This window comes from Cohnella lupini, from assembly GCF_003386205.1.
Classification (GTDB): domain Bacteria; phylum Bacillota; class Bacilli; order Paenibacillales; family Paenibacillaceae; genus Cohnella; species Cohnella lupini.
Genome location: NZ_QRDY01000014.1, coordinates 105,705 through 129,192 on the forward strand (window position 1 = coordinate 105,705; position 23,488 = coordinate 129,192).

At 48.4% G+C, this 23,488-nt stretch carries 16 protein-coding genes; all 16 read left to right on the forward strand.

Translation table 11 applies throughout. The annotated features are described in order from the left end of the window. The first annotated feature begins 13 nt into the window (after positions 1 to 13). Positions 14 to 1,018, forward strand: coding sequence for a carbohydrate ABC transporter permease (locus tag DFP95_RS20330; RefSeq protein ID WP_115994521.1), 1,005 nt, complete (start codon positions 14 to 16; stop codon positions 1,016 to 1,018). A 180-nt stretch (positions 1,019 to 1,198) separates the two neighbouring features. Next, positions 1,199 to 4,261, forward strand: coding sequence for a CBM35 domain-containing protein (locus tag DFP95_RS20335; protein WP_115994522.1), 3,063 nt, complete (start codon positions 1,199 to 1,201; stop codon positions 4,259 to 4,261). Positions 4,262 to 4,740: 479 nt separating this feature from the next. Beyond that, positions 4,741 to 5,718: a LacI family DNA-binding transcriptional regulator gene (locus DFP95_RS20340; protein ID WP_115994523.1), complete on the forward strand. Its 978-nt coding sequence runs from the start codon at positions 4,741 to 4,743 to the stop codon at positions 5,716 to 5,718. A 230-nt stretch (positions 5,719 to 5,948) separates the two neighbouring features. Beyond that, on the forward strand, positions 5,949 to 6,959 hold the full coding sequence (locus tag DFP95_RS20345) for a LacI family DNA-binding transcriptional regulator (protein ID WP_115994524.1): 1,011 nt from the start codon (positions 5,949 to 5,951) through the stop codon (positions 6,957 to 6,959). A gap of 214 nt (positions 6,960 to 7,173) precedes the next feature. Next, positions 7,174 to 8,553, forward strand: a complete 1,380-nt coding sequence (locus DFP95_RS20350) for an ABC transporter substrate-binding protein (RefSeq protein WP_115994525.1) — start codon at positions 7,174 to 7,176, stop codon at positions 8,551 to 8,553. A gap of 92 nt (positions 8,554 to 8,645) precedes the next feature. Then, positions 8,646 to 9,527, forward strand: coding sequence for a carbohydrate ABC transporter permease (locus DFP95_RS20355; protein WP_115994526.1), 882 nt, complete (start codon positions 8,646 to 8,648; stop codon positions 9,525 to 9,527). Continuing rightward, complete coding sequence (locus DFP95_RS20360) at positions 9,527 to 10,351, forward strand: carbohydrate ABC transporter permease (RefSeq protein ID WP_115994527.1); 825 nt, start codon at positions 9,527 to 9,529, stop codon at positions 10,349 to 10,351. The genes DFP95_RS20355 and DFP95_RS20360 overlap by 1 nt, the downstream gene beginning before the upstream one ends. Before the next feature lie 31 nt (positions 10,352 to 10,382). Next, positions 10,383 to 11,339: a carbohydrate kinase family protein gene (locus DFP95_RS20365; protein WP_115994528.1), complete on the forward strand. Its 957-nt coding sequence runs from the start codon at positions 10,383 to 10,385 to the stop codon at positions 11,337 to 11,339. A 12-nt stretch (positions 11,340 to 11,351) separates the two neighbouring features. Then, the gene (gtfA, locus tag DFP95_RS20370) at positions 11,352 to 12,821 is read left to right on the forward strand and encodes a sucrose phosphorylase (protein WP_115994529.1); all 1,470 of its coding nucleotides are present in this window, start codon (positions 11,352 to 11,354) and stop codon (positions 12,819 to 12,821) included. Between the two features lie 153 nt (positions 12,822 to 12,974). After that, positions 12,975 to 13,958, forward strand: coding sequence for an ABC transporter permease (locus tag DFP95_RS20375; RefSeq protein ID WP_115994530.1), 984 nt, complete (start codon positions 12,975 to 12,977; stop codon positions 13,956 to 13,958). Positions 13,959 to 13,972: 14 nt separating this feature from the next. Further along, on the forward strand, positions 13,973 to 14,854 hold the full coding sequence (locus DFP95_RS20380) for a carbohydrate ABC transporter permease (RefSeq protein WP_115994531.1): 882 nt from the start codon (positions 13,973 to 13,975) through the stop codon (positions 14,852 to 14,854). A 61-nt stretch (positions 14,855 to 14,915) separates the two neighbouring features. Beyond that, positions 14,916 to 16,502 carry an extracellular solute-binding protein gene (locus DFP95_RS20385; RefSeq protein ID WP_115994532.1) on the forward strand — a complete coding sequence of 529 codons (1,587 nt, stop codon included), beginning with the start codon at positions 14,916 to 14,918 and terminating at the stop codon, positions 16,500 to 16,502. 94 nt (positions 16,503 to 16,596) lie between these two features. Further along, entirely contained in the window at positions 16,597 to 18,420 is a 1,824-nt protein-coding gene (locus DFP95_RS20390) for a beta-L-arabinofuranosidase domain-containing protein (protein ID WP_115994533.1), read from the forward strand. Positions 18,421 to 18,517: 97 nt separating this feature from the next. Then, a complete protein-coding gene (locus DFP95_RS20395; RefSeq protein ID WP_115994534.1) occupies positions 18,518 to 20,299 on the forward strand; it encodes a sensor histidine kinase in 1,782 nt (593 codons plus the stop codon). Continuing rightward, the gene (locus DFP95_RS20400) at positions 20,247 to 20,957 is read left to right on the forward strand and encodes a response regulator transcription factor (protein WP_115994535.1); all 711 of its coding nucleotides are present in this window, start codon (positions 20,247 to 20,249) and stop codon (positions 20,955 to 20,957) included. Before DFP95_RS20395 ends, DFP95_RS20400 begins: the two co-directional genes overlap by 53 nt. A gap of 5 nt (positions 20,958 to 20,962) precedes the next feature. Continuing rightward, entirely contained in the window at positions 20,963 to 23,290 is a 2,328-nt protein-coding gene (locus DFP95_RS20405; protein WP_245987778.1) for a glycoside hydrolase family 95 protein, read from the forward strand. The last annotated feature ends 198 nt before the right edge of the window (positions 23,291 to 23,488 follow it).

Here is a 23,488-nt window from a genome sequence, read left to right on the forward strand (position 1 = left end):
AGGGGAGCCTGTCATGAAAACCGAAACTGCAAGCGAAACGCGCAGGGTTCTGCATCAGTTGCGGGAACGCATGTCCGGGACAAGCTTTTGGGCCAGCAAGCTGAAAGAATGGCTTTGGATTTGTATTCGTACGGTGCTGATTGCGGGAATTTCTTTCATTGTCCTCTATCCCATTATCTTAAAGATCTTGATTGCGATTAAGGATCCCATCGACATATATGATGGCAGCGTCGTGTTGATACCGAAGCACTTCACCTTAGACAATTTCAAACTCGTCATCCAAGTGCTGAATTATAAGGATGTACTGCTCAATACGGTGGTGCTGTCCGGACTGGTCATGCTATTGCAAACCTTTACCTGCGTGCTTGCTGGATATGGCTTCTCTCGGATGAAATTTCGCGGCAGCGGACTGTTGTTCGGCTGCGTCGTCTTCACCATTCTCGTACCGCCGCAAACGATAATGATTCCGACCTACCTGCAGTACAAAAACTTTGATATTTTGGGCCTTATTTCCCTTATTCAGGGTCATCCGCTGAATCTGATCAATACCAAGTGGCCCTTTCTGATTTCATCCATATTGGGTATGGGTCTGAAAACGGGATTATTTGTATATATTTTCCGCCAATTCTTCAGAGGAATTCCGAACGATTTGGAAGAGGCGGCTTGGGTAGATGGGTCAGGTACATTCGGCACCTTCACCAGAATTATTCTGCCTAATGCTATTCCGGCTGTAGTTACCGTCATGCTGTTCTCATTCGTATGGCAGTGGAACGATTCCTTTTTCACCGGAATGATACTGAATGATAACCCTATCATGTCCTCTATGGTTTCCGGAGCATGGGGGCAAATCATCTTTTACTTAAGAAGCTTAGACCCGACGCAAAGCGAAGACCCGTTGTATGCGTCCATGATTCAGAATACGGCTATTCTGCTGGCGATTTTGCCACTGATCATTATGTATCTGTTCGTTCAGCGCAACTTTGTTGAGAGTATGGAGCGCAGCGGTGTGGTTGGTTAAAATATGGAACGTCCATTTCGGACGAACGATTTGTAAATGATGTTAATGGAAAGAAGGTGCTCCCGAAGCCATGGGCTTTTGGAGCACCAAATGGAGAAGGAGGTGAGACGAATGTAGTCCCATGAAATTTGCAGAAATATGTAAGCGCTTTTTTAGGAAAATCAATTAAAAAGGGTGATAATGATGAAGAGGACGAAGCGATTAACGACTGTTTTGTTGGTGTTATTTATGTTTATTGTGATCGCATGCTCTGGCAACCTTCCTACACTTTCAGCAAACAGTGAAATGACGAATCCTGCTGTAAATAGTTCCGAGGTTTTGAGTTCATATGAAGCGGAATCACCGGATAATACATTAACGGGCACTGCTGCTGTTCGTGATTGCAAACCCGAGACCGGATGTTCCGGCGGCAAAAAGATAGGAGATTTCGGGCAAGGCGCATCGGTGCAGTTTAACAACGTTAACGTACCTTCCTCTGGCGCTTATTCTGTAAAACTTTATTATATTACACAGAACACCGATCCCATCCGAGTGACTGTGAACGATGGAGCACCTTATACTTTTACGATGCCGACGACGGCGGATTGGGACACGCTTGGCAGCTTCTCCATAGAGGAATCGCTGAATGCTGGAAACAACACCATTAAATTCGATGTCGGAGGATGGGGGCCAGATATCGATAGGATTGAGATTTCTGTCTCAGACATTCCAGATGAAGAGGATCCAGGTGAAGTGGATTTGAATTCCTATGAAGCGGAATCACCGGATAATACATTAACGGGCACTACTGCAGTTCGTGATTGCCATCGCGCGACCGGCTGTTCTGGTGGCAAAAAGATAGGTGATTTCGGGAAAGGTGCATCGCTGCAATTTAACAACGTTAACGTACCTTCCCCTGGCATCTATACGTTAAGACTTGATTATCTTACACAAAACTCCGATCCCATCCGAGTGACTGTGAACGGTGGAGCACCGGATACCTTAACGTTGCCGAAGACGGCGAATTGGGACACACTTGGCAGCTTCAATATGGAGGTATCGCTGAATGCTGGGAGCAACACAATCTTAATCGATGATAACGGGGGATGGGGGCCGGATATCGATAGGATTAAGATTTCTGTCTCAGAAAATCCCCCTGAGAACCCAGGAAATGATGGACAGATCGGTGATATTGGTTCACCTGTCGATTCGAAGAAATTCGGTCACATCCGTGTAACGGAACACGAAAAAGGGGTGACGCTTTCTACCGATGCTTACAAAGTTACCTATAATACGGAGTCTGGCCTTGCAGCCTACGAATGGAACGGAAAAGTAATGGCTACAGGCATCTACAGCACGGTGGAACTGGATCAGTCTTTATCAAGCAAGGATTACGCCGAGCATCTCTTCTCGCTGGGTAGTGTCAAGAAAATAAAAGATAGTCATGGCAAAGGAATTCAGGTCACGTTTGAAAATAACCAGGCCGGCCTTCCAACGATGAAGCAAATCTATCAAATCTATGAGGATTTGCCGTATTTCGTGACAAGTGAGGAAGTGCATAGCGAGACCCCTATTCATACGAATAATATTGCTCCGATCGTTATGAACGCGCAGGGCGGGATCGACATCGGCAGCTATACGGATAACCGGGTACTCGTTGTTCCTTACGATAATGATATGTGGTCGAGGTACAATGCGCGGACGATCAATACTCCCTTAAACACGGACTGGTATGTCAGTTCGGAATTAACAGCCATCTACAATAACGATAACAGGAACGGCTTGATTATCGGATCGATTACGCACGACACCTGGAAAACGGGCATTTCTTGGAGCGGCAGCAACGATCGATTGAACAAGTTAAAGGTGTATGGCGGTTTTTCATCGATCGCGACGACGCATGATACGATCCCGCATGGCACGATATCGGGTACGACGTTAAAGTCGCCGCAGATTTTGGTCGGCTATTATGAAGATTACCGTGACGGCCTGGAAAGCTTTGGACAGGCCAATGCAGACGTAGCTCCGCCGCTGGCTTTTGGAAAGGATGTCCCGAAAGGGGTGCCGGTCGGATGGAACAGTTGGGGCGCTTACGGCGGTACCTTAAGTTATGATAAGGTGATTGCTGTGTCCAATTACTTCAAGGAGAATATACAAAACAAATCCTTCAATAATAAGGGAAATATCTACATCAACATGGATTCCTACTGGAATTCGCTGACGCAGCAACAGTTGAAGGATGCGGTGAAAGTCATTCGTCAGAATGGGCAAAAACCCGGTATTTATGATGGAGTTTTCGTCTATTGGGGCGACAATATGAATCAGGTGGTTGAAGGTACGAATGGGCAATACACGTATGGCGAAATTATAATGAAGGATTACAATGGCCAGATCCTGCCCAAGCTGGATGGGGGATACGCGCTTGACCCGACACATCCGGGTACGAAGCAGCGGATTGAATATTATTACAAGAATTTTTTTGAGCTTGGTTTCGAATACATCAAGATCGACTTTTTGACCCACGCTTCGCTTGAAGGACAACACTATGATCCGAACGTGAAGACGGGAACTCAAGCCTATAATGAGGGATTGGCGTACGTTAATAAAGTGTTGGGCGGAAAAATGTTTATCAGCGCGTCCATAGCGCCGCTTTTTCCAAGCCAATATGCGCACTCGAGACGGATTTCAACCGATATTGACGGCACGCTCAGTTCAACCGAATACCAATTGAATAATCTGACCTATGGCTGGTGGCAGAACGGAACGATCTATACGTACACGGATCCTGACTATATGACCCTTTTGAAAGGGGGGTCGCTTGCCGCAGCGCAGACGCGGGTGAATTCGGCCGTGATCTCGGGAACGGTATTCCTGAATTCCGACGATGTGAATGACCCTACGGCTCAGCAATATATGGAGGAGCTGTTGACGAATCCGAAAGTGAACGCGGTAGCCATCAAGGGCGAAGCATTCCGGCCGGTCGAGGGGAATACGGGGATTAACGCAGCGGACACGTTTGTACTGAAGGACAAGCGAGACTATTATTTAGCTGTGTTCAATTATACACAGACCCCCGTAACCAAAACCGTTGATTTGGCCCGGGCAGGCATTTCAGGCGCAACAAATTATACGGTAACCGACCTGTGGACGGATGACTCGTACAATACGAACGGGGCCGGGCAAATAAACATAAGCTTGGCTGGAGCGCAATCCGTCCTGTATAAAATTACTCTGAAATCGAATGGCCCCAAAGGAAAGGAATAAATCGACTAGATTATGAAAAAAGCGATACCGACTCCGGATTTTCGGGTAGGTATCGCTTTTTAAGTACGGCTTTACCCTAAATTGATCGAACCAATTTGGGGTGTTCCGCGCGCAGGGGAGCGAAGCAGAAGCTGTGGTCCCCGCAAAGTAATCGGAATAAGTATCGAAGTACTAAGTCACTTTGCGGGCTAAGAAAAACGGCATCGATATTTACCGCTCCCGTTGGTAGACCGGAAGCGGATCGGTCTGCTTGAGTTGCATGATACGTTCTATTCTTGCGCTGCGGTGTTTCTTGCCCAAATGCCGATACGGCTCTTCGGTACCATTAGGCCATAGGCCGCTACTACTCCGGAGATACGTGGGACGCCCTTTGTAACATCTGTCGGTACGAATATGTCAACCGCTTGACCTAAATAAGCGCTAAACTTATACTTGGGCTATTAGAGGTTTGAGCTGGATCACGCTTGGAGGACAATTTAATGGCTACGATAAAGGACATCGCAGATAAAGTCGGCGTGACCGTCACATCCGTATCGAGGGTTCTGAACAACAGAGGATATATCAGCGAGATGCTTAAGAAGAGAGTGCAAGAAGCAATGGAAGAGTTGAATTATCAACCCAATGAAGTTGCCCGTTCCTTAATTCGTAAAAAATCGAACATTATCGGTCTTATCATACCGGACGTCTCCCATCCGTTCTTCGGCGAAGTGACGAAATATATCGAATATTATGCGGACAAGAACGGGTACAAATTATTGCTTTGTAATTCGAAGTTAAACAAACTGAAGGAAAAAGAGTACATCAACATGCTAAAGGGAAGTCAAGTGGATGGCATTATTATGGGCAGCCATACGATGGACACCAAAGATTATACTTCCATTAAGTTGCCGATGGTGACCCTTGATCGTCAGATAACGGATACGATTCCGTATATCTCATCGGACAATTATAAAGGGGGGGAGCTAGCGACTAACTTACTAATAAAGAAGGGTTGCAAGAAAATCGCTCATATCAGCGGTAATCTCCACCTTAATCTATTGGCAAAATTAAGGCACGATGCTTTTAAGAAAGTCATAACTAACAAAGGCATCGAGCATATCGTATTGCAGACGGAAATTAACGGATTCAATTATGATGAATACGAACAACTCGTCTCCTCCATGTTCCGGGAGCATCCGGATATCGATGGAGTCTTCGCTAGCAGCGACATCATCGCGGCTCAGGTCCTTAAAGAATGTTATCGAATCGGAAAGTCGGTTCCCGAAGATATGAAGATTGTCGGGTATGACGGGATACAGCTAGGACAACTCATCACGCCAGGCATTACTACAATTAAGCAACCAACCAAGGAAATCGGTAAAATGGCCGTGAGGCTCATAATCGAGCAGATAGAAGGACAAGACGTATCGAAGGAAAATATTTTGCCGGTTAAATTGATAGAGAGGCAATCGACTTAGTTAAATCCGTATGGTTAACCATACTCTCGGGAGAAGCGGTTGCTTATGCAGCCGCTTTTTTGATATGAACAAGCAAGGAGAACTACAGCCAGTAAGGTGTCCGATTTTTACTACATAAACATTTTGTTCCTGATATAATTTAACATGCGTTGATTCGACGTTAAAGTATTTAAATCGTTGGTGCGCTTACATTATATGCATGACTTATATACAACAAAGGAGGAAATCCGATGCCGTCAATCGATGACGTGGCCAAGAAAGCGGGAGTATCGGTCACGACCGTGTCCCGCGTGCTTAATAATCGGGGATACATAAGCAGCGCCACGCGAGAAAAAGTATATCAGGTTATGAAAGAGATCAATTATCAGCCCAATGAGCTTGCTCGATCCTTGTTTAGGAAAAAGTCGAATTTGATCGGCCTCATTATTCCTGAAATTGCGCATCCGTTCTTTAGCGAACTTACGCAATTTATAGAACACTACGCATTCCAAAACGGATATAAGCTGTTATTGTGCAATTCCGAACATGATCGGGCAAAAGAAAAAGAATACATAGATATGCTGAAAAAGAATCAAGTGGATGGAATCATTATGGGAAGTATGTTGCAGGAGACCGATGATTATCTGGAACTGAATTTACCGTTAGTTTCCTTTGACAGAAGTATTGCAGATCACATTCCGCTAGTATCCTCCGATAATTATAACGGGGGAGAACTGGCGGCTAAGATATTGATCGAAAAGGGCTGCCGACGACTCGCATTTGTGTATGGAGGAATCAAGGGATATTCCGGAGATTTACTGAATAACAAAAGCATGTTAGCGGGACTAAGGTATGACGGATATTCCAAGGAATGCAAGAAGAGAGATATACAGAGCACGGATTTTCACCTGGAAATCAATCGTTTTGCGAATCAACAGAGCACAGTGGAGCAACTCATGCGTTTTTTTCAAGAAAACGATAGCATTGACGGAATTTTTGCAACGAGCGATATTATCGCCGCCTGCGCCATTCAAGCGTGTTCAAAAATGAATTTAAAAATTCCCGACGATGTCAAGATCGTTGGGTATGACGACGTGTTGTTGGCTTCTCTGATTGCGCCGGCCGGACTTACGAGTATTAGGCAACCGATTGAGGCAATGGCCAAGCAATCGATAGACTTAATCATTAAACAGATTCAAGGCGAGCAGGTGGAAAAGAAATACACTTTAGAAGTCACGTTAGCGGAAAGAGGGACTACGTAGAGAAATACGAATCGGCGATAGGCATTCATCTACTTCAACTTACAATTGTCGCTCGGCACTTCGTCCGTTTTCCGGTCGAAAGCCTGGGCGACTTGTGATATACAGGAGGAAAAATAAATGTATGTCAACCGCTTGACACATTATATGTCAAGCGGTTAATATAAATTTGAAAGTGAGCTGATTACGCTTTCAATACAATCATGGGGGAGTACAAATGAAACGATCCAAGTTACTAATTTTAGGGGTATGTATGGTATTCGTTCTTTCGTTGTTAGCGGCTTGCTCTCAAGATAATACAAAAAATAATGCATCGGGAGCTTCAAGCGAGCCGAGCGAAACGCAACAAGCTACGGGTACGGAGTCGCAGTCGGCAAAAGAAGTGAAAATTACTTTTTTTAACACGTCGGCAGAAATAAACACGGTATTCGAGAACCTATTCAAAGTGTATAAGGAAGAGCATCCGAACGTGACCGTGGAATTGATTCCGACGCCTATCGGAGGTGCGCAGATCGAGAAGTTCCAGTCTTTATTGGCCTCCGGCAATCCGGCAACCGTAGTGAATCTAGATGCGGGAACGATTTTTCAGTATAAAGACAAATTTCTCGACCTGGAACCCGAGAAAGCCAAATACGAAGACCTTGCCTTAACAGGCGCGATAGACGGTGCATTGCTTGACGGGAAATTTATCGGCGTACCCTATTCCGCGCAAGGATACGGACTGTTATATAACAAACGCGTAGTGGAGGAAGCTATTGGCGGGGCTTTCGATCCAGCGACTATCCAAACACGCAGCGATCTTGAAGCTTTGTTTAAGAAAATCGAGGCAACCGGCAAAGCTCCGATCATGATTCATGGTGCGGACTGGTCACTAGGCTCCCACTATCAAGGCTTGGCGTACTCCTTGCAGTCAAATGACGTAGAGACAAATCGTCAATTCGTGGAAGATGTGAAAAACGGCACTGCCGATTTGTCGACGAACCAAGCTTTCAACGGCTTGATGGATACGCTCGATATGCTAAAAAAATACAATGCGCGTAAAAGCGATCCGCTAGTTGCCGATTATAATAAAGATAGCGCAGATTTTGCAAAAGGTGAGGCTGCTTTCTTCTTTATGGGGGATTGGTCATGGGCTGTCATCGGGCCGCTTGAAGGTCGGGACAACGAATTCGGAATACTCCCGGTTCCGATTAGCGATAACGCTGCGGATTATGGGAATACGCAAGTGGCGTATACGGAGCCTAAATTGTTTGCCATCGATAATTCGGGATCCACGCCCGAACAACAAGAAGCGGCTAAGACGTTTATTGAATGGTTGATTACAAGCGAAGCCAGCCAAAAAGCCATTATCGGCGAAAGCGGTCTTGCAATGCCTTATAAAAACTTGAAGGTCGAAAGTTCAAATCCAATGTCTAGTGCCATCGCCAAATATGTCGCGGAAGGAAAGACAGTAAACATCGGAGTTACCAACTACTTCCCGGCGGATTGGTGGGCGAAGACCGGTGCTTCCATGCAGAAGTATTTAGTCGATAAGTTAGATCGCGCGGGACTAACCAAAGAAATTCAAGATTACTGGAAATCAACTGCGGGAAAATAATAATTCAACAAGTATGATAATAAAAGAGGGGTATTCGGTGATAACCGATACCCTTCGATTATTTACTAATCATAACAAGAGGATGTAATGCTATGACAAACAAGAAGACGATAAGGAATGCGGGAACTTTTCTACTCTTTGGCGGCCCCTCCGTATTTGCGTTTTTTGCCGTTGTTTTGATCCCGTTTCTATTCGGGCTATACCTAACGCTTACGAGTTGGGATGTACGCGTAGGAGACCATACATTCCTAGGATTCGCTAATTACGTGGAAGTTTTTAAGGATAAGGTATTCTTTACCCAGTTATGGTTCACGTTGAAATACGTATTCTTTACGGTTGCCATTGCCAATATTGCGGCATTCTTTCTTGCGTTTGCGTTAACTAGCGGTTTTAAAGGACAGCAATTTCTCAGGACGGGATTTTTTACTCCGAATCTCATCGGGGGGCTTGTGCTAGGCTATTTATGGCAACTTCTGTTTTCTCAGGTCCTTCCTTATGTAGGCGAAAAGTATGGGTGGTCCTTATTCGAAACTTCTTGGCTGACAGATACGGACAAGGGATTCTGGGCACTGGTTATCGTATCGGCCTGGCAATTTATCGGTTATTTAATGATTATTTATATTGCCGGATTCATGAGCGTTCGAGTTGATGTATTAGAAGCAGCAAGCATTGATGGAGCTAACGGATTAACTAAAATCAGAAAAATCATCCTTCCGCTGTCCGCGCCGGCGATCGTGATTTGTATTTTCATTTCGATTTCCCGTTCCTTTTTGACCTATGATCTTAATTTGGCGCTAACCAAGGGAGGGCCATTCAATTCTACCGAATTGTCGTCCTATCATGTCGTCCAAAAAGCTTTTCTTTCAAATGAATATGGAATAGGGCAGTCCGAAGCCGTTGTATTATTTGCCGTCGTGGCCATTATCGCGTTGACTCAGGCATACTTTTTGAAAAAATTGGAGGTCGAAGAGTAGTGCGCGTTCTTAAAACGACGATCTATTTGAAAACAATTTCCCTTTATATATTGCTGCTAGTATTTCTATTTCCTTTCTTAGTTATCATTCTGAATACCTTTAAGACGACTCAACAATTCGTCGAAAGTCCGCTATCGTTGCCCACTCGATTCAGCTTCGACAATTACGGCAAAGCGTTTAAGGATATGGATTTTATTACGGGATTTTTGAATTCGAGCATGATTACGATTATTAGCGTGCTTCTTATCGTTTTGTTCTCGTCAATGACCGGCTATTTATTCGTCCGTTTCAATTGGAAAGCGAACAGCGTATTATTCTATGCGATGCTGGCATCGATGACGCTGCCTTTCCAAGCGTTGATGATTCCGTTGGTCGTTATTTACGGAGATCTTGGCTTGCTTAATTCAAAAGGAACTTTGCTCTTCATGTATTTGGGCTTTGGCGTACCGTTTGCCGTGTTTACGTTTCATGGCTTTATCAAGGGAGTGCCCCTCGAGCTGGAGGAGTCCGCTTCCATTGATGGAAGCTCTAGGGCGCGAACCTTCTTTCAAATCGTAGTTCCGTTGTTAAAGCCGGTGATGGTAACCCTTATCGTTCTGGATACGCTGTGGATCTGGAACGACTATCTCTTACCTAGCTTGCTATTGCAATCCCCTTCCATGAGGACGCTTCCGCTTTCCAATTATGGATTCTTCTCTACCTATTCGGTCGACTTCTCCCCATTGATGGCCGGGTTAATTATGACGATTATTCCGGTTCTCATCCTTTACCTGATTCTTCAGAAGCATATTATTAAGGGAATTACGGAGGGTGCGTTAAAATAGGTATTCATTATTTTATTTAGGAGGACTTTGAGTGTTTGGGTTCGACGATCGAATACAGTTTCGGAACACAAAAAATGATATTTTAACCGTCGGAGAACTCTTAATAGATATGATTTCTACTGAATATGGCGATCATTCCGAAGGGAATACGTACACTAAGCTGTTCGGGGGATCGCCGTCTAATATAGCATTGAACGTAAAGAAGCTAGGCATAAACTCACTGGTGGCTTCTGCGGTTGGAGAAGATGGCTTAGGATCGTTCTTAATCGATCAACTCCGAAATGCGGACATTGATACGAACGGCGTTCAAAGGACTGATTATTCGACGAGTATGGTCGTTATAACGAAGAGTAAATCGTCGCCTGTTCCTATATTTTATAGAGGGGCAGACTATCAATTAGCTTTTACTCCAGTCCTTGAAGAATACTTGATCCGTTCAAAGATCGTCCACTTTTCAAGTTGGCCGATATCGATGATGCCGGTACGACATACAATTGAAAAAGTGATTGAAAAGGCAAGGGAGAACGAAGTGCTGATAGGTTTCGACCCCAATTATCACCCGATGATATGGCAAAAGGGCGAAGATGGGATCGAATACGTTAAATCCATCATAGGAAAGGTCGATATTATAAAGCCTTCCGAGGATGATGCGGAGAGATTGTTCGGCAAAGATACGAATGAGAATCAAGTGAAAAAGTTTCTGGAATACGGCGCAAAGCTTGTCATTCTGACTTTGGGTAAGGATGGCGCTATCGTATCTAATGGAGTAGAGACGATTAAATACAGTACCTTAGCTACGGATGTCGTAGATACGACCGGAGCAGGCGACGCGTTCTGGTCTGGATTTTATACGGCTATCATTAAGGGATATACCATTAGAGAAGCGCTTGCCCTAGGTTTTGCCGTCAGCGCTTACCAGCTGAAATTTACGGGCGCGATCGTGGATTTGCCGAAGCTTGAGATCTTGCAAGAACGATATGGATTATAGGAGACTCCCGAAATGACAGTTAATAATCAGGTTCAGTTGATCACTTATCCCGATTCCTTGGGAGGTAACTTGAAGGCTCTAAACCAGGTCCTAATCGAGCATTTTTCGGAATTGTTTAAGGGTGGCGTCCATATCCTGCCTCCGTTTCCATCGTCGGGAGATAGAGGATTCGCTCCGTTGACTTACCTGGAGATCGAGCCTAGCTTCGGTGGATGGGACGATATAAGAGCCATAGGAGAACGCTTCGATGTAATGGTCGATATAATGGTTAACCATATCTCAAGGCAATCCGATTATTTTCAGGACTTTCTTAAACGAGGACGAAAATCCGAATTCGCCGATTTATTTCTAACTTTGGATAAGCTCTGGGACGATGGCGAGCCCGTGCAAGAAGATATCGCAAAGATGTTCTTACGCAGACCGGTACCGTATTCCGCTTTTACCATTGAGGAAACAAACGAGGTAGAGAAGGTATGGACAACGTTCGGTAAGACGGATCCGTCGGAACAAATCGACTTGGATATTAAATCTAGCCTCTTCAAACAACTGATTACGGAATTTTTTATGAACTTCAAGAAGCAAAACATTAAGATGGTAAGATTGGATGCGGTAGGGTATGTGATTAAGAAGCTTGGAACGAGTTGTTTTTTCGTTGAACCGGACATATACGAATTCCTTGATTGGATCATGGAGCTGGCGGATTCCCTAGAGATAACTCTGCTTCCCGAAGTTCACGCCCATTATTCAACGCAGTACAAGCTGGCGGAGCACGGTTGCTGGATCTACGATTTCATACTTCCATACAGAGTGCTGGATACCTTGATTAATAAGTCTAGCGAAGAGCTCTGTCATTATCTCAGAACTCGTCCTCATAAGCAGTTCACTATGCTGGACTGTCATGACGGAATTCCCGTTAAACCGGATATGGATGACCTAATTGACACGGCGGATGCAAGAGAACTAGTAAATCTCTGTCTGGAAAGAGGTTCGAATCTTAGTCTGATCGTGTCCGATGAGCATAAGGCCGATGACGGATTCGATGTTCATCAGATCCGATGCTCGTACTACTCCGTATTGAATGGCGATGACGACGCTTATTTAGCGGCGAGAGCCATACAGTTTTTTACGCCGGGCATACCGCAAGTCTATTATGTTGGACTACTCGCTGGAGAGAACGATCTGGAATCCGTTAAAGCGAGCGGAGAAGGTCGCGAAATCAACCGCCACAACTATAGCATGGAGGAAATTATACAATCTCTTGATAAAGAAGCAGTAAAGAGGCTCATGAAGTTGATAAGGTTCAGAAACGAATATGATGCTTTTAACGGGAAGTTTACGGTTCAATATTCGCCAAAGCATGAAGTTCGTCTGGCATGGGATAAAGAGGAGCTGTTCTGCAGCCTGTTCATAGATCTTCAAACGAACAAGTCCGTCATCGAGTACAGGAATGAAGTCGGTAATATAGTCGAATATTTGATTTAAGTAGTACACCCGCGCAAATTCGCGGGTTATTTTTTTTATCCATGCAAGTCCGGTACTTGGATCGATCTTCAAAAATGACAACGCTTTCTTAAGAATCTTGGCTTTCGACTGCTACCTCCTGCAGGCTACACTTATAGCGAAGGAGGAGCAGATATGGAGCTGGATACACGATTGACTGAGGTTACAAGGAAAAACATAGAACCTCCGCAATATTGGAAGCGGTTTAAAAAACAAAAAACGTTGCACCTGTTTGTCGGGCTAGGGATGATTTTCTTGTTGGTCTTCGCCTATACTCCGATGTTCGGCATTATTATGGCCTTCAAACAGTATTCCATCTCTACTGGGATCAAGGGCATTTTTACGAGCGAGTGGGTCGGAATGAAGCATTTCGAGGAGTTCGTCAACGACTACCAGTTCGGAACGATCGTTCGTAACACGCTGGTGCTGAGCTTTCTGAAAATCATTTTTGCTTTCCCGGCACCAATACTGCTGGCCATTTTATTAAATGAAGTCAAAAATATGCGATTCAAGCGATTCGTTCAAACAATCAGCTACTTGCCGCATTTCATTTCGTGGGTCGTCGTCGTCGGTATCGCGTTCACCTTCCTGTCGGCCGATGTCGGGATGGTCAACAAGGCGCTTCTGGGGCTCGGCTTGATCGACAATCCGCTGGACATTCTGACGAACCCCAACTACTTCTGGGGACTGGCGGTGGGAAGCGCCGTCTGGAAGGAAATGGGCTGGTGGACGATTATTTTCTTGGCCGCGATTGCAGGGATTAACCCGGTGCTTTATGAGGCTGCGCAGATCGATGGAGCCGGCCGCCTGTCTCGCATAAGGCATATCACTTTTCCCGGAATGAAAGGAACGATCGTAGTCGTTCTGATACTTACGATCGGAAGCATTCTGGGCGGAGGACTGGTCGGCTCGAACTTCGAACAGGCTTTCCTGTTCGGGAACAGCATCAACAATCCGACTTCGCAGATCGTACAAACCTACGCGTTTAACGTCGGATTGCGAGACGGTAGATTTTCCTACGCGGCAGCGATCGATCTGATCCAGTCCGTCATTTCCGTCTTCCTGATCTTCTCCAGTAACTACATCGCCAAGCGTACGTCGGGATCAAGTCTATTCTAGGAAGGAGATTGGGAATGCCGCTCAGCCAAAACCAAAAAGATCGCATCATGGATACCTTCGTATATGCCCTTCTATCCATTCTGACGCTATCGATGCTTTATCCATTCTATTACGTACTGATTCTTTCCTTCAATAAAGGAACGGATTCGCTTCTCGGGGGTGTCTACCTGTGGCCGAGAACGTTAACCTTCGAGAATTACGCGCGATTCCTGGAAGATCCCCACTGGTATCGCGCTTTTTTGGTCACGGTTATGAGAACGCTTTCCGGAACAGCCTTAGGTGTCCTTTTCACCTGTTTAGTCGCGTACGGGCTTTCGCATCGGGATCTCTTATTTCGTAAAGGTTATTTCACGGTCATTATTTTCGCGATGTATTTCTCAGGCGGCTTGATTCCGTATTACGTCGTGCTGCGTTCCGTCGGACTCCTGAACACGTTCGGCGTGTATATCATTCCTTCCATGCTGAGCACGTTTTTTCTGCTTATCGCCATATCGTTTTTCCGGGAAATTCCGAGCGAACTGAAGGAATCGGCGCATATGGACGGGGCTAGCGAGCTGGTTATTTTTTACCGAATCATCCTTCCCGTCTCGACGCCGCTGATCGCAACGATGTCGCTGTTCATGGGGGTCGGCCAATGGAACTCTTGGCTGGACTCCGCTTACTTCGTGCAATCGGAGGGATTGCGGACGCTCGCTTTCCGCATGATGGAGGTCATTAACAAGAGCAATGCGCCGGCGGACGCCATAGCCGTTGCGAATAGCGCCTCCGCAGGAGTTACCAGCTATTCGCTTCAGGTAGCGGCCATGGTCGTATCCATTGCTCCCATCGTATGCGTCTATCCGTTCCTCCAAAGGTTTTTTATTCAAGGCATCATGCTGGGTTCGGTAAAAGGCTGACTCTTGTCATGGTATTGAAGCGTTTGCTTTAATATAAACATCACTTGTTGGAGGGGTTAAATTGAACAAAAGCAAAAGCAAGACGGCTCTGCTCTTATCGCTGATCGTAATCTTGACGGTAGCTCTGATGTCCGCGTGCAGCAAAAACAAGGACGGCCAACAGGAAAACGCAGGCGTCGAACCCTCGTCCGGGACTGCCTCCGAAACGCCCGCGAAAAGCAATGAGGTGAAGGAGCTGTCGTTGTTTATCGATGCATCCTGGTACCCGGTGAAGGAATGGAAGGGACCGGTTGCCGAGAAGATAACGGAAAAGACGGGCATTAAGCTTAATGTGACTGTCGCTACCGATGACAAGCAGCTTCCGCTGATGATCGCGTCGGGAGACCTGCCGGATCTGGTCTTTACGAATGCCAACATCGACCGTCTGTCCGATTCGAAGCTATCTTATCCCTGGAATGAATTAATCGAGAAGTATGCGCCGGACTTTCAGATCGACAAGACGAGAATCGCGATACACACGATGGATGACGGTAATTTCTACACGGTACGCAATGCTTTCGCGACGCAAGAAGAAATGGCGCAGAGCAAATACTCGGTCGGCAGCGACGGCAATCCCGGCATCGCGGTGCGCGAGGATATTCTGAAGGAGCTCGGAAATCCGCCGATCGATACCATCGACAATTTCGTGAAGGTTCTGGGCATGGTCAAAGAAAAGTACCCGGATATGATCCCCCTGATTATGGATAAGGATTGGATCGAGCAATACTTCCTGCAACAGTTCGGCGTCGAGGGTCTTCTGGACGGCTGGTACGAGCGGGACGGAAAAGTGGATTACGCAATAAGGCAACCGGAAATGCTTGAGTTTTTCAAGTTTATGAACCGTCTTTATCGCGAAGGGTACATTCTGGCGGAGAACTTCGCTTACACGAACGATCAGATCGACGATCAGTACGCAACCAGCGGCAAAGCGTTCGCCCATAGTCACACGGTCAGCATTGCGGACATGGACAATATCAAGGTCAAAAACGCGGGCGGTTCGTATACGTACCAAATGCTGCCTAGTGCCATTTCGGAAAATACGAAAGCGGTCAGCTCGGGTCTTGGCTTTGCGGGCACATTCATCACAAAGAATAACAAGGATCCAGAGGCATCGATCAAATTTCTTGAATACCTGGCGAGCGACGAAGGCAAGAAATTGACGATGTTCGGCGTCGAGGGCGAGCATTGGACCTGGAATGAGGAAGGCTATCCCAATTTGAAATACGATCCATCCGATGCCGACTTCGTTAACAGTAACGGCATCAAATGGTGGTACCTGTACAACGACGGCGTCATGGAAGGGATGCTAAGCTATGTGCCGGGGGCGCAGAAGACGAAAGCGCTGATGGAGAGAAAAGCGTTCACGGTCTACAAGCCGGAGCTTGGACTCATTCAGTTGCAGCCGGATTCGGACGAAAAGACGACCAAGACGAAGATCGACGAGATGATTAAAAACGAGAAGGTCAAAATTTATTTGGCGAAGTCGGAGGAAGAAGCCGTGGCAAGCTACGAGAGCATGGTGAGCAACGCCGAGAAGATCGGTTTGGAGCGGCTGGTAGATTGGGCTAATCAAACGTATCAGAATAAGAAAGATCTGTTTAAGAAATAAAGCAAAGTCCGGCAGGCGCTCCGTGCGTTCCTGCCGGACTTTGCACGCTGCGTAGCGGCGGAAGTCTATGCTTTCCGAAAGGAAGATGCATGTCATGTTCACCTCGTTTCGCCTGGACGAAGTCAGGCTGACCGACAGAGATTTTGCCTCCCGCAGAGAGCTAGTCAAGAAGTACATTCGCGATTTTGATCTTGAACGTCTTATGCATACGTTTAAGATCAACGCGGGAATTCCGTCGAACGCGGAGCCACTTGGCGGCTGGGAGGCTCCCGACTGCGGCCTTAGAGGCCATTTCGCCGGACACTTTCTGTCCGCGTGCGCCAAATTCGCTTTCGGCGATCACGACGAGATGCTGAAGAACAAGGCCGACGAGATTGTAGACGTCATGGAACGCTGCGCGCAGCCAAACGGCTATCTGAGCGCCTTCGAAGAGGATAAGCTCGACGTTCTGGAATTCGAGGAAAACCGTAATGTGTGGGCGCCTTATTATACTTTACACAAAATCATGCAGGGCTTGATCGATTGTCATACGTATTTGCTCAATGCCAAAGCGCTAGTCCTTGCCGTCAATCTGGCCCTTTACATTCGTGAAAGATTCGGTAAGCTCTCCCATTGGAAAATCGACGGGATACTTCGCTGCACGAAAGTGAATCCCGTTAACGAGTTTGGCGGCTTGGGAGATTCTCTTTATGCGCTGTACGGCCTTACCGGCGATGCACGTTTGCTCGAGTTGGCGCGGGTCTTCGACCGAGACTACTGGATCGAACCGCTTTCAGCCGGCCAAGACGTGCTAGAAGATTTGCATGCCAACGCTCATCTTCCGATGATTCTCTCCGCCATGCATCGCTACAAGTTTGAAAGCGAAGGCAAATACAAGAGAGCTGCTCTCCATTTTTACGATTTCGTCAAAGGGAGAACCTTCGCGAATGGAAGCAACAGCTCCAAGGCTACGGCTTGTATTCGGGGCGGCGTGTCGGAAAAAGCGGAGCATTGGGGCGGTTACGGGCAACTGGCGGATGCGCTGACCGGAGGCGAAAGCGAAAGCTGCTGCGCGCACAATACGGAGAAAATTCTGGAGCGCTTGCTGGAATGGTCGTCGGAAATCGGGTATTTGGAGCATTTGGAATCTCTCAAGTATAACGCCGTTTTGAACTCCGCCAGCGCAAGGACGGGGCTTTCCCAGTACCACCAGCCAATGGGAAGGCATGCGACCAAAAAATTCAGTACTCCGCACGATTCCTTCTGGTGCTGTACCGCATCGGGAATCGAGGCGATGAGCGAGCTGCAAAAAAACATCTGGTTCAGAGACGGGAATACCGTATTGCTTAACGCTTTTATTTCCTCGACGGCCGTATGGAAGGATCGGAGGATCGCCATCGATCAACGTACGGAATTCCCGAACAGCCTCGCATCATCGTTGTTCATCGAAGCCGACGAGCCCTCGGAAATTCGAATTCTGTTCAGGGAAAAGGCCGTCAAGGCGATCAAGATTAATTCGGAACGAATTGAACTCCGGAGGAAAGAGGGGTACATCGCGGTCGAGCGCTTATTCCGTAACGGCGATCGGATCGACATCGAAATCGAGGCTTCCCTTCAACTGGTTCCGCTTCCGGGTTCGGAAGCATTGGCGGCTCTTATGTATGGCAACGTGCTGCTCGCCAAGGTCGGAGACGACCCGCATTTAAAGGGAATAACGGTTCGGAAACTCCAGGAAAAATTCGCGAGCACGATTCAAGAGGGGGATTTGGAAGTCCTCGTTGAGGACGATGATGGCCGGCAAGCTCGATTCGTCCCTTTGTACAAAGTCGAGGAGGAGCCCTATTCGGTGTATTTGGATTGGTCAGGCCAAGAGGAGTACTATTTTGGTTTTTCCTTCGCCGCTGACGGAAGCGCGGCTTATGAGGAAGTCGAAAGGTAACACGCTCGGGCGCGCTGGAAGCTGTTTCTCTATCGAAATTTAAGGGGACGTGGTACGTTTACGGTATACTGTTTCCGAGTCGGGGGGAAATGCCGCGATGAGCATAATGCGTAAAATCGTACTTGGTTACGTGATTCTGATCTTTATTCCTGTAATCGCTTTCGGCTATCGCTATTACACGCAGATCTACAGCAACTTGACCCAGCAGTTCGTGGAAAGCAGGCAGAAGATTTTAGAGCAGGCGTATGCCAACCTGCAGACGGATTTTGCCCGAATTCAGTCGGTTCATCGGGTGCTGCAATACAATCCCTACCTAACGGATTATCTGGATGGCGTATATGAGTCCGACGCGGACAGCGTGTACGCGTTGACTCGATACATACTCCCTTTGTACACCCAGTCTCTGTTCGCCAATCCGGAGATCGAATCTCTCGTGATCTACAAGATGAAGGACCGGGTGCTGCCCATTACCAACTTATTCCGCGATGAGTCCATGTTGGAGGCGCGAATCGAGGAAACCGTCTCTTCCCTGAAGGCCGGGCAGGGCATATGGCTGCGTGCCGATCCGAGCGTATCGGATCCGGATCTGATTTATTACCAGTACATTTACAATACCCAAATTACGGAGCGGATCGGATTGCTTGAAATTCGGGTTCGCAATAGTTTAATCCGCAATTTCTATGTGGCAGCGGGCGTGGAAGCGAACTGGAGAGCTTTTCTGCTGTCCGAACAAGGCGAGCCTTTGACGAACGAAGCGGCGGGATTGGACGAGAAAACGTTAAGTTTATTGCAATCGGAAGAGCGTTCTTATTTTATCAATCGTAAAACGATCATCAACCAACTCAAACTCGAACCGCTGGGCGTTCGCGCGATCGTAACCGGGCAGGTGGACGACGTATTCCGATCCGTCAAGAAGAAAGAAACCGTTCTGGTCACGATGATCGTACTGCTTCTGCTTGCCTTATCTATCGCCTATTACGTGTTGGCTTCTACGGTAACGAAGCGAATCCTCAGGCTGGCTCGGCACATGCGCATTTTGAACGACGATAACTTAAGGCAGCTCACCATCAAGAGCGGTAAGTTCGAAAAGGATGAAATCGGGTTCCTGATTACCACCTATAACTCCATGGTTCGTAGAATGGACGAACTAATCAACAACGTCCATCGCGCGGAGCTGCGTAACAAAGAAGCGGCTTACCAGGTGCTGCAGGCTCAGATCAAGCCTCATTTTCTCTACAATACGCTCGAGACGATCCGAATGGTCGCCGAAGCCAACAACGACAAGGAGGTCGCGGATATTTCCTTCTGGTTCGGGAAGTTGATGCGCTACAGCTTGTCTTCCGAGCGGGAGGAGACGGTTCTTGCGAAGGAAATCGAAATGGTTTCCTTTTATATGAAAATTCACAAAATGCGTCTGCAAAGCAGATTGACCTATGAGATCAACGTTGATCTCGATGCCGAGCGCCTGGCCTGCCCTAGGTTCCTATTGCAGCCTCTACTGGAAAACGGAATCGTACATGGCGCCTCCGCCGTCCTTCGCCCCGTTCATATTCGGCTGCAGGCCACGGAATCGGCAAGGGAGGTTACGATCGACATATCCGACAACGGCAACGGGATTCCGCCGGAGAAACTTATCGAGCTGCGCGAACGGCTATCCAAGCAAGATGAGCATAGGAAGTCGGAAGAGCCAGCAGGCGTTGGGTTGAGAAACGTGAATGAAAGAGTCAAAGCTTTTTTCGGGGGACAATCCCGACTGGAAGTCTTCAGCGAGCCGGGCAAGGGAACCTGCTTGCGGATCATCATCACGAAAAGGGCGGTGGCGGACGTTGAAGATATTAATCGTGGACGACGAGCCTTTGATTCTGAACGGATTGGTTAAAGTCGTCGAAGAGGTTTCTCCCGCCGGTACGGACATACGCGCGGCCTTTAATGCCCCCGAGGCATTGGAGACGATGAAGCGCTTTATGCCCGACATAACGATAACGGATATTAATATGCCGGAGAAGAACGGCTTTGAATTAATAGAAGAGGCTAGAGTGGAAGATTTATGCGATCGTTTTATCATTCTTACCGGTTACGACGAGTTCGAATATGTCCGAAGAGCACTCCGATCTGGCGTGGTGGATTATTTGCTGAAGCCCGTGGACAAGAAGGAGATAGCAGCCTTGCTGTCTCGCGTGCAGGCAGAGCTGCCCGCCGTATCGGATTCCGAATATAGCCGGCACGCCGAACGGATTCTGGCGTACCTGCAGAAGAATTACATGAACGATCTGTCCCTCGATCATCTCGCGAACCGAATGAATCTCCATCCGAATTATATCAGCAGCTTGTTCAAGAAGGAGACGGGAGACACCTTCGTCAATTACTTGAACTCGTTGCGGATCCGCGAGGCGCAAAAGCTGCTAATAGCGCAGCCTCATCTGACCGTATGCGCGATTAGCCGGCAGGTCGGCTTTGACACCAAGCACTATTTCGCGAAGGTGTTCAAAAAATACGCGGGTACTACTCCGGGCTCTTACCGGGATGGCGGTCAGTAATTATCATGAACGAAGGGATTGAGCGTATGAAGGAGCACATCCGCGAGTACGAAGACAGGTTGATTTATCGCTCTCCCGCACGACAATGGGAAGAAGCGTTGCCGATAGGGAACGGGCGCCTTGGTGCGATGATATTCGGCGATCCCTGCGCGGAACGCATACAATTGAATGAGGATTCCTTATGGCACGGGGGGCCAAGGGATCGACATAACCCGGACGCTCTGTCGAATTTGCCGGAAATTCGCAGGCTTATATTCGAGGGAAAGCTGCAGGAGGCCGAGCGTCTTGCTTCGGTGGCCCTGACCGCTATTCCCGAATCCCAGCGTCATTATGTTCCGCTGGGCGACCTGCTGGTAAACTTCGATCACGTGAAGGAGATTACGGATTATGAGCGACGACTGGACTTGTCGGAGGCTGTCGTTCATATTTCCTACACCGCGGGCGAAGTAAAGTTCAGCCGCGAAATCTTCGCTAGCTATCCGGATAATGCGATCGTGATCAGACTGACCGCGGATGCCCCAAGCCAAATTTCGTTTACCGCCAGAATGGGACGCGGGGGGTTCCGCTACGTTGACCGTATTCGAACGGAAGGCGGAAACTCCATCGTGATGAGCGGCGATAGCGGCGGGGGCGTCCGGTATTGCGGAGTGCTCGCTTGCAAGCCGGAAGGGGGACTCATGCGCACGATCGGTGAGCACCTCGTCGTCTCGAATGCCGACGCCGTTATGCTGGTCGTGGCCGCGGCGACTGATTTTCGCGAACCGGATCCCGATTCGGCGGCTCTCGGCAACGCCAAGCGCGTCGCCGAAGCGTCCTATCCGGAATTGATAGCTTCGCATACGGAAGATTATCGTAATCTGTTCGACCGAACCACGCTGCGATTCGGCGGCGAGTCAAGCCTGAAGAACGAAGAAACCTCGAAACGACTCGATAACGTGAAAGCGGGACGCGATGATCCCGGACTTGCGGCATTGTATTTTCATTACGGCAGGTATTTGCTGATCGCCTCGAGCCGGCCAGGATCGCTGCCCGCGAATTTACAGGGCATATGGAACAAGGATATGCTTCCGGCTTGGGATAGCAAATTCACTATCAATATCAATGCTCAAATGAATTACTGGCCAGCCGAGAGCTGCCACTTGTCCGAATGTCACCTACCTCTCTTCGAGCTAGTCGAGCGCATGATTCCGAACGGACGCCGAACCGCTCGGGCGATGTACGACTGCCGGGGGAGCGCCGCTCACCACAATACGGATATTTGGGCGGACACCGCGCCGCAGGATCTTTGGATGTCGTCGACCTATTGGCCGCTCGGCCTTGCCTGGCTGTCCCTTCACCTCTGGGAGCACTATCGATTCGGAGAGGACACGGCTTTCCTGCAGAACGCTTACCCGATGATGAAGGAGGCGGCCGTCTTCCTGCTCGATTATCTGGTGGAGCTTCCGGGAGGAGAACTCGTCACTTGCCCTTCCGTCTCGCCCGAGAATACGTATCGCCTGCCGAACGGAGAAACGGGCGTGCTGTGCTACGGGCCGTCCATGGACAGCCAGATCGCGCGCGAGCTGTTTCAGGCTTGTCTTGCCGCTGGAGAAAAGCTGCAAGCCGACGATGATTTTCTGGCCGAGCTGCGGAAAGCGATCGGCAAGCTCCCGCGTCCCCGTATCGGGCGTCACGGCCAACTGCAGGAGTGGTTCGAGGATTACGAGGAGATCGAGCTGGGGCATCGCCACATCTCGCATCTGTTCGCCTTGCATCCGGGATCCCAGATTACCCCCGATGAGACGCCGGAGCTAAGCGCTGCCGCGCGCCGAACGCTGGAGCGCCGCCTCGAGCACGGGGGAGGACATACCGGCTGGAGCCGGGCATGGATCATCAACTTCTGGGCTAGATTGCAAGACGCGGAAGAGGCTCATACCAACTTGACGGCGCTCTTGGCCCACTCGACGTTGTCGAATCTGCTGGATAACCATCCGCCGTTCCAGATTGACGGCAACTTCGGAGGAACGGCCGGGATCGCCGAGATGCTTCTGCAGAGTCATCGGGAGACGATTCACTTGCTTCCCTCCCTTCCGAAAGCTTGGCCGAACGGCGAAGTCCGAGGACTTCGGGCGCGCGGCGGCGTCACGGTGGATATCGCGTGGGAGGACGGGCGAATCCGACAGGCCGTACTGAGGCCGGATCGCAATGGGACGTACCATATTCGATGCGATCATTCTGTTAGCTGGATGATAAAGGGCATCATTGGCGAGCCGCGAATAACCGGGAACCTCCTGTCCATCGACGGGGAGGCCGGAGTCGACATGGTCATCCGTGCGACGGGGTGCCAGAAGTAAGCTCGGGTAATCAGGCAGGGGCTTGAAGCTTCGACTAGAAGGCGGAATGTTGAAAGCGGTACGTTGTCGGTCGAGGCTTCATCGCACGCGATGAAGCCTCTTTATGTGCGCCCAGCATGGGCGCTATCTTTAGGGTTCAAGTCCCGAATGGCGAAGGCAGTAGTAGTCATTAGCTTAAGACAAGGGTGTCGATCGTGA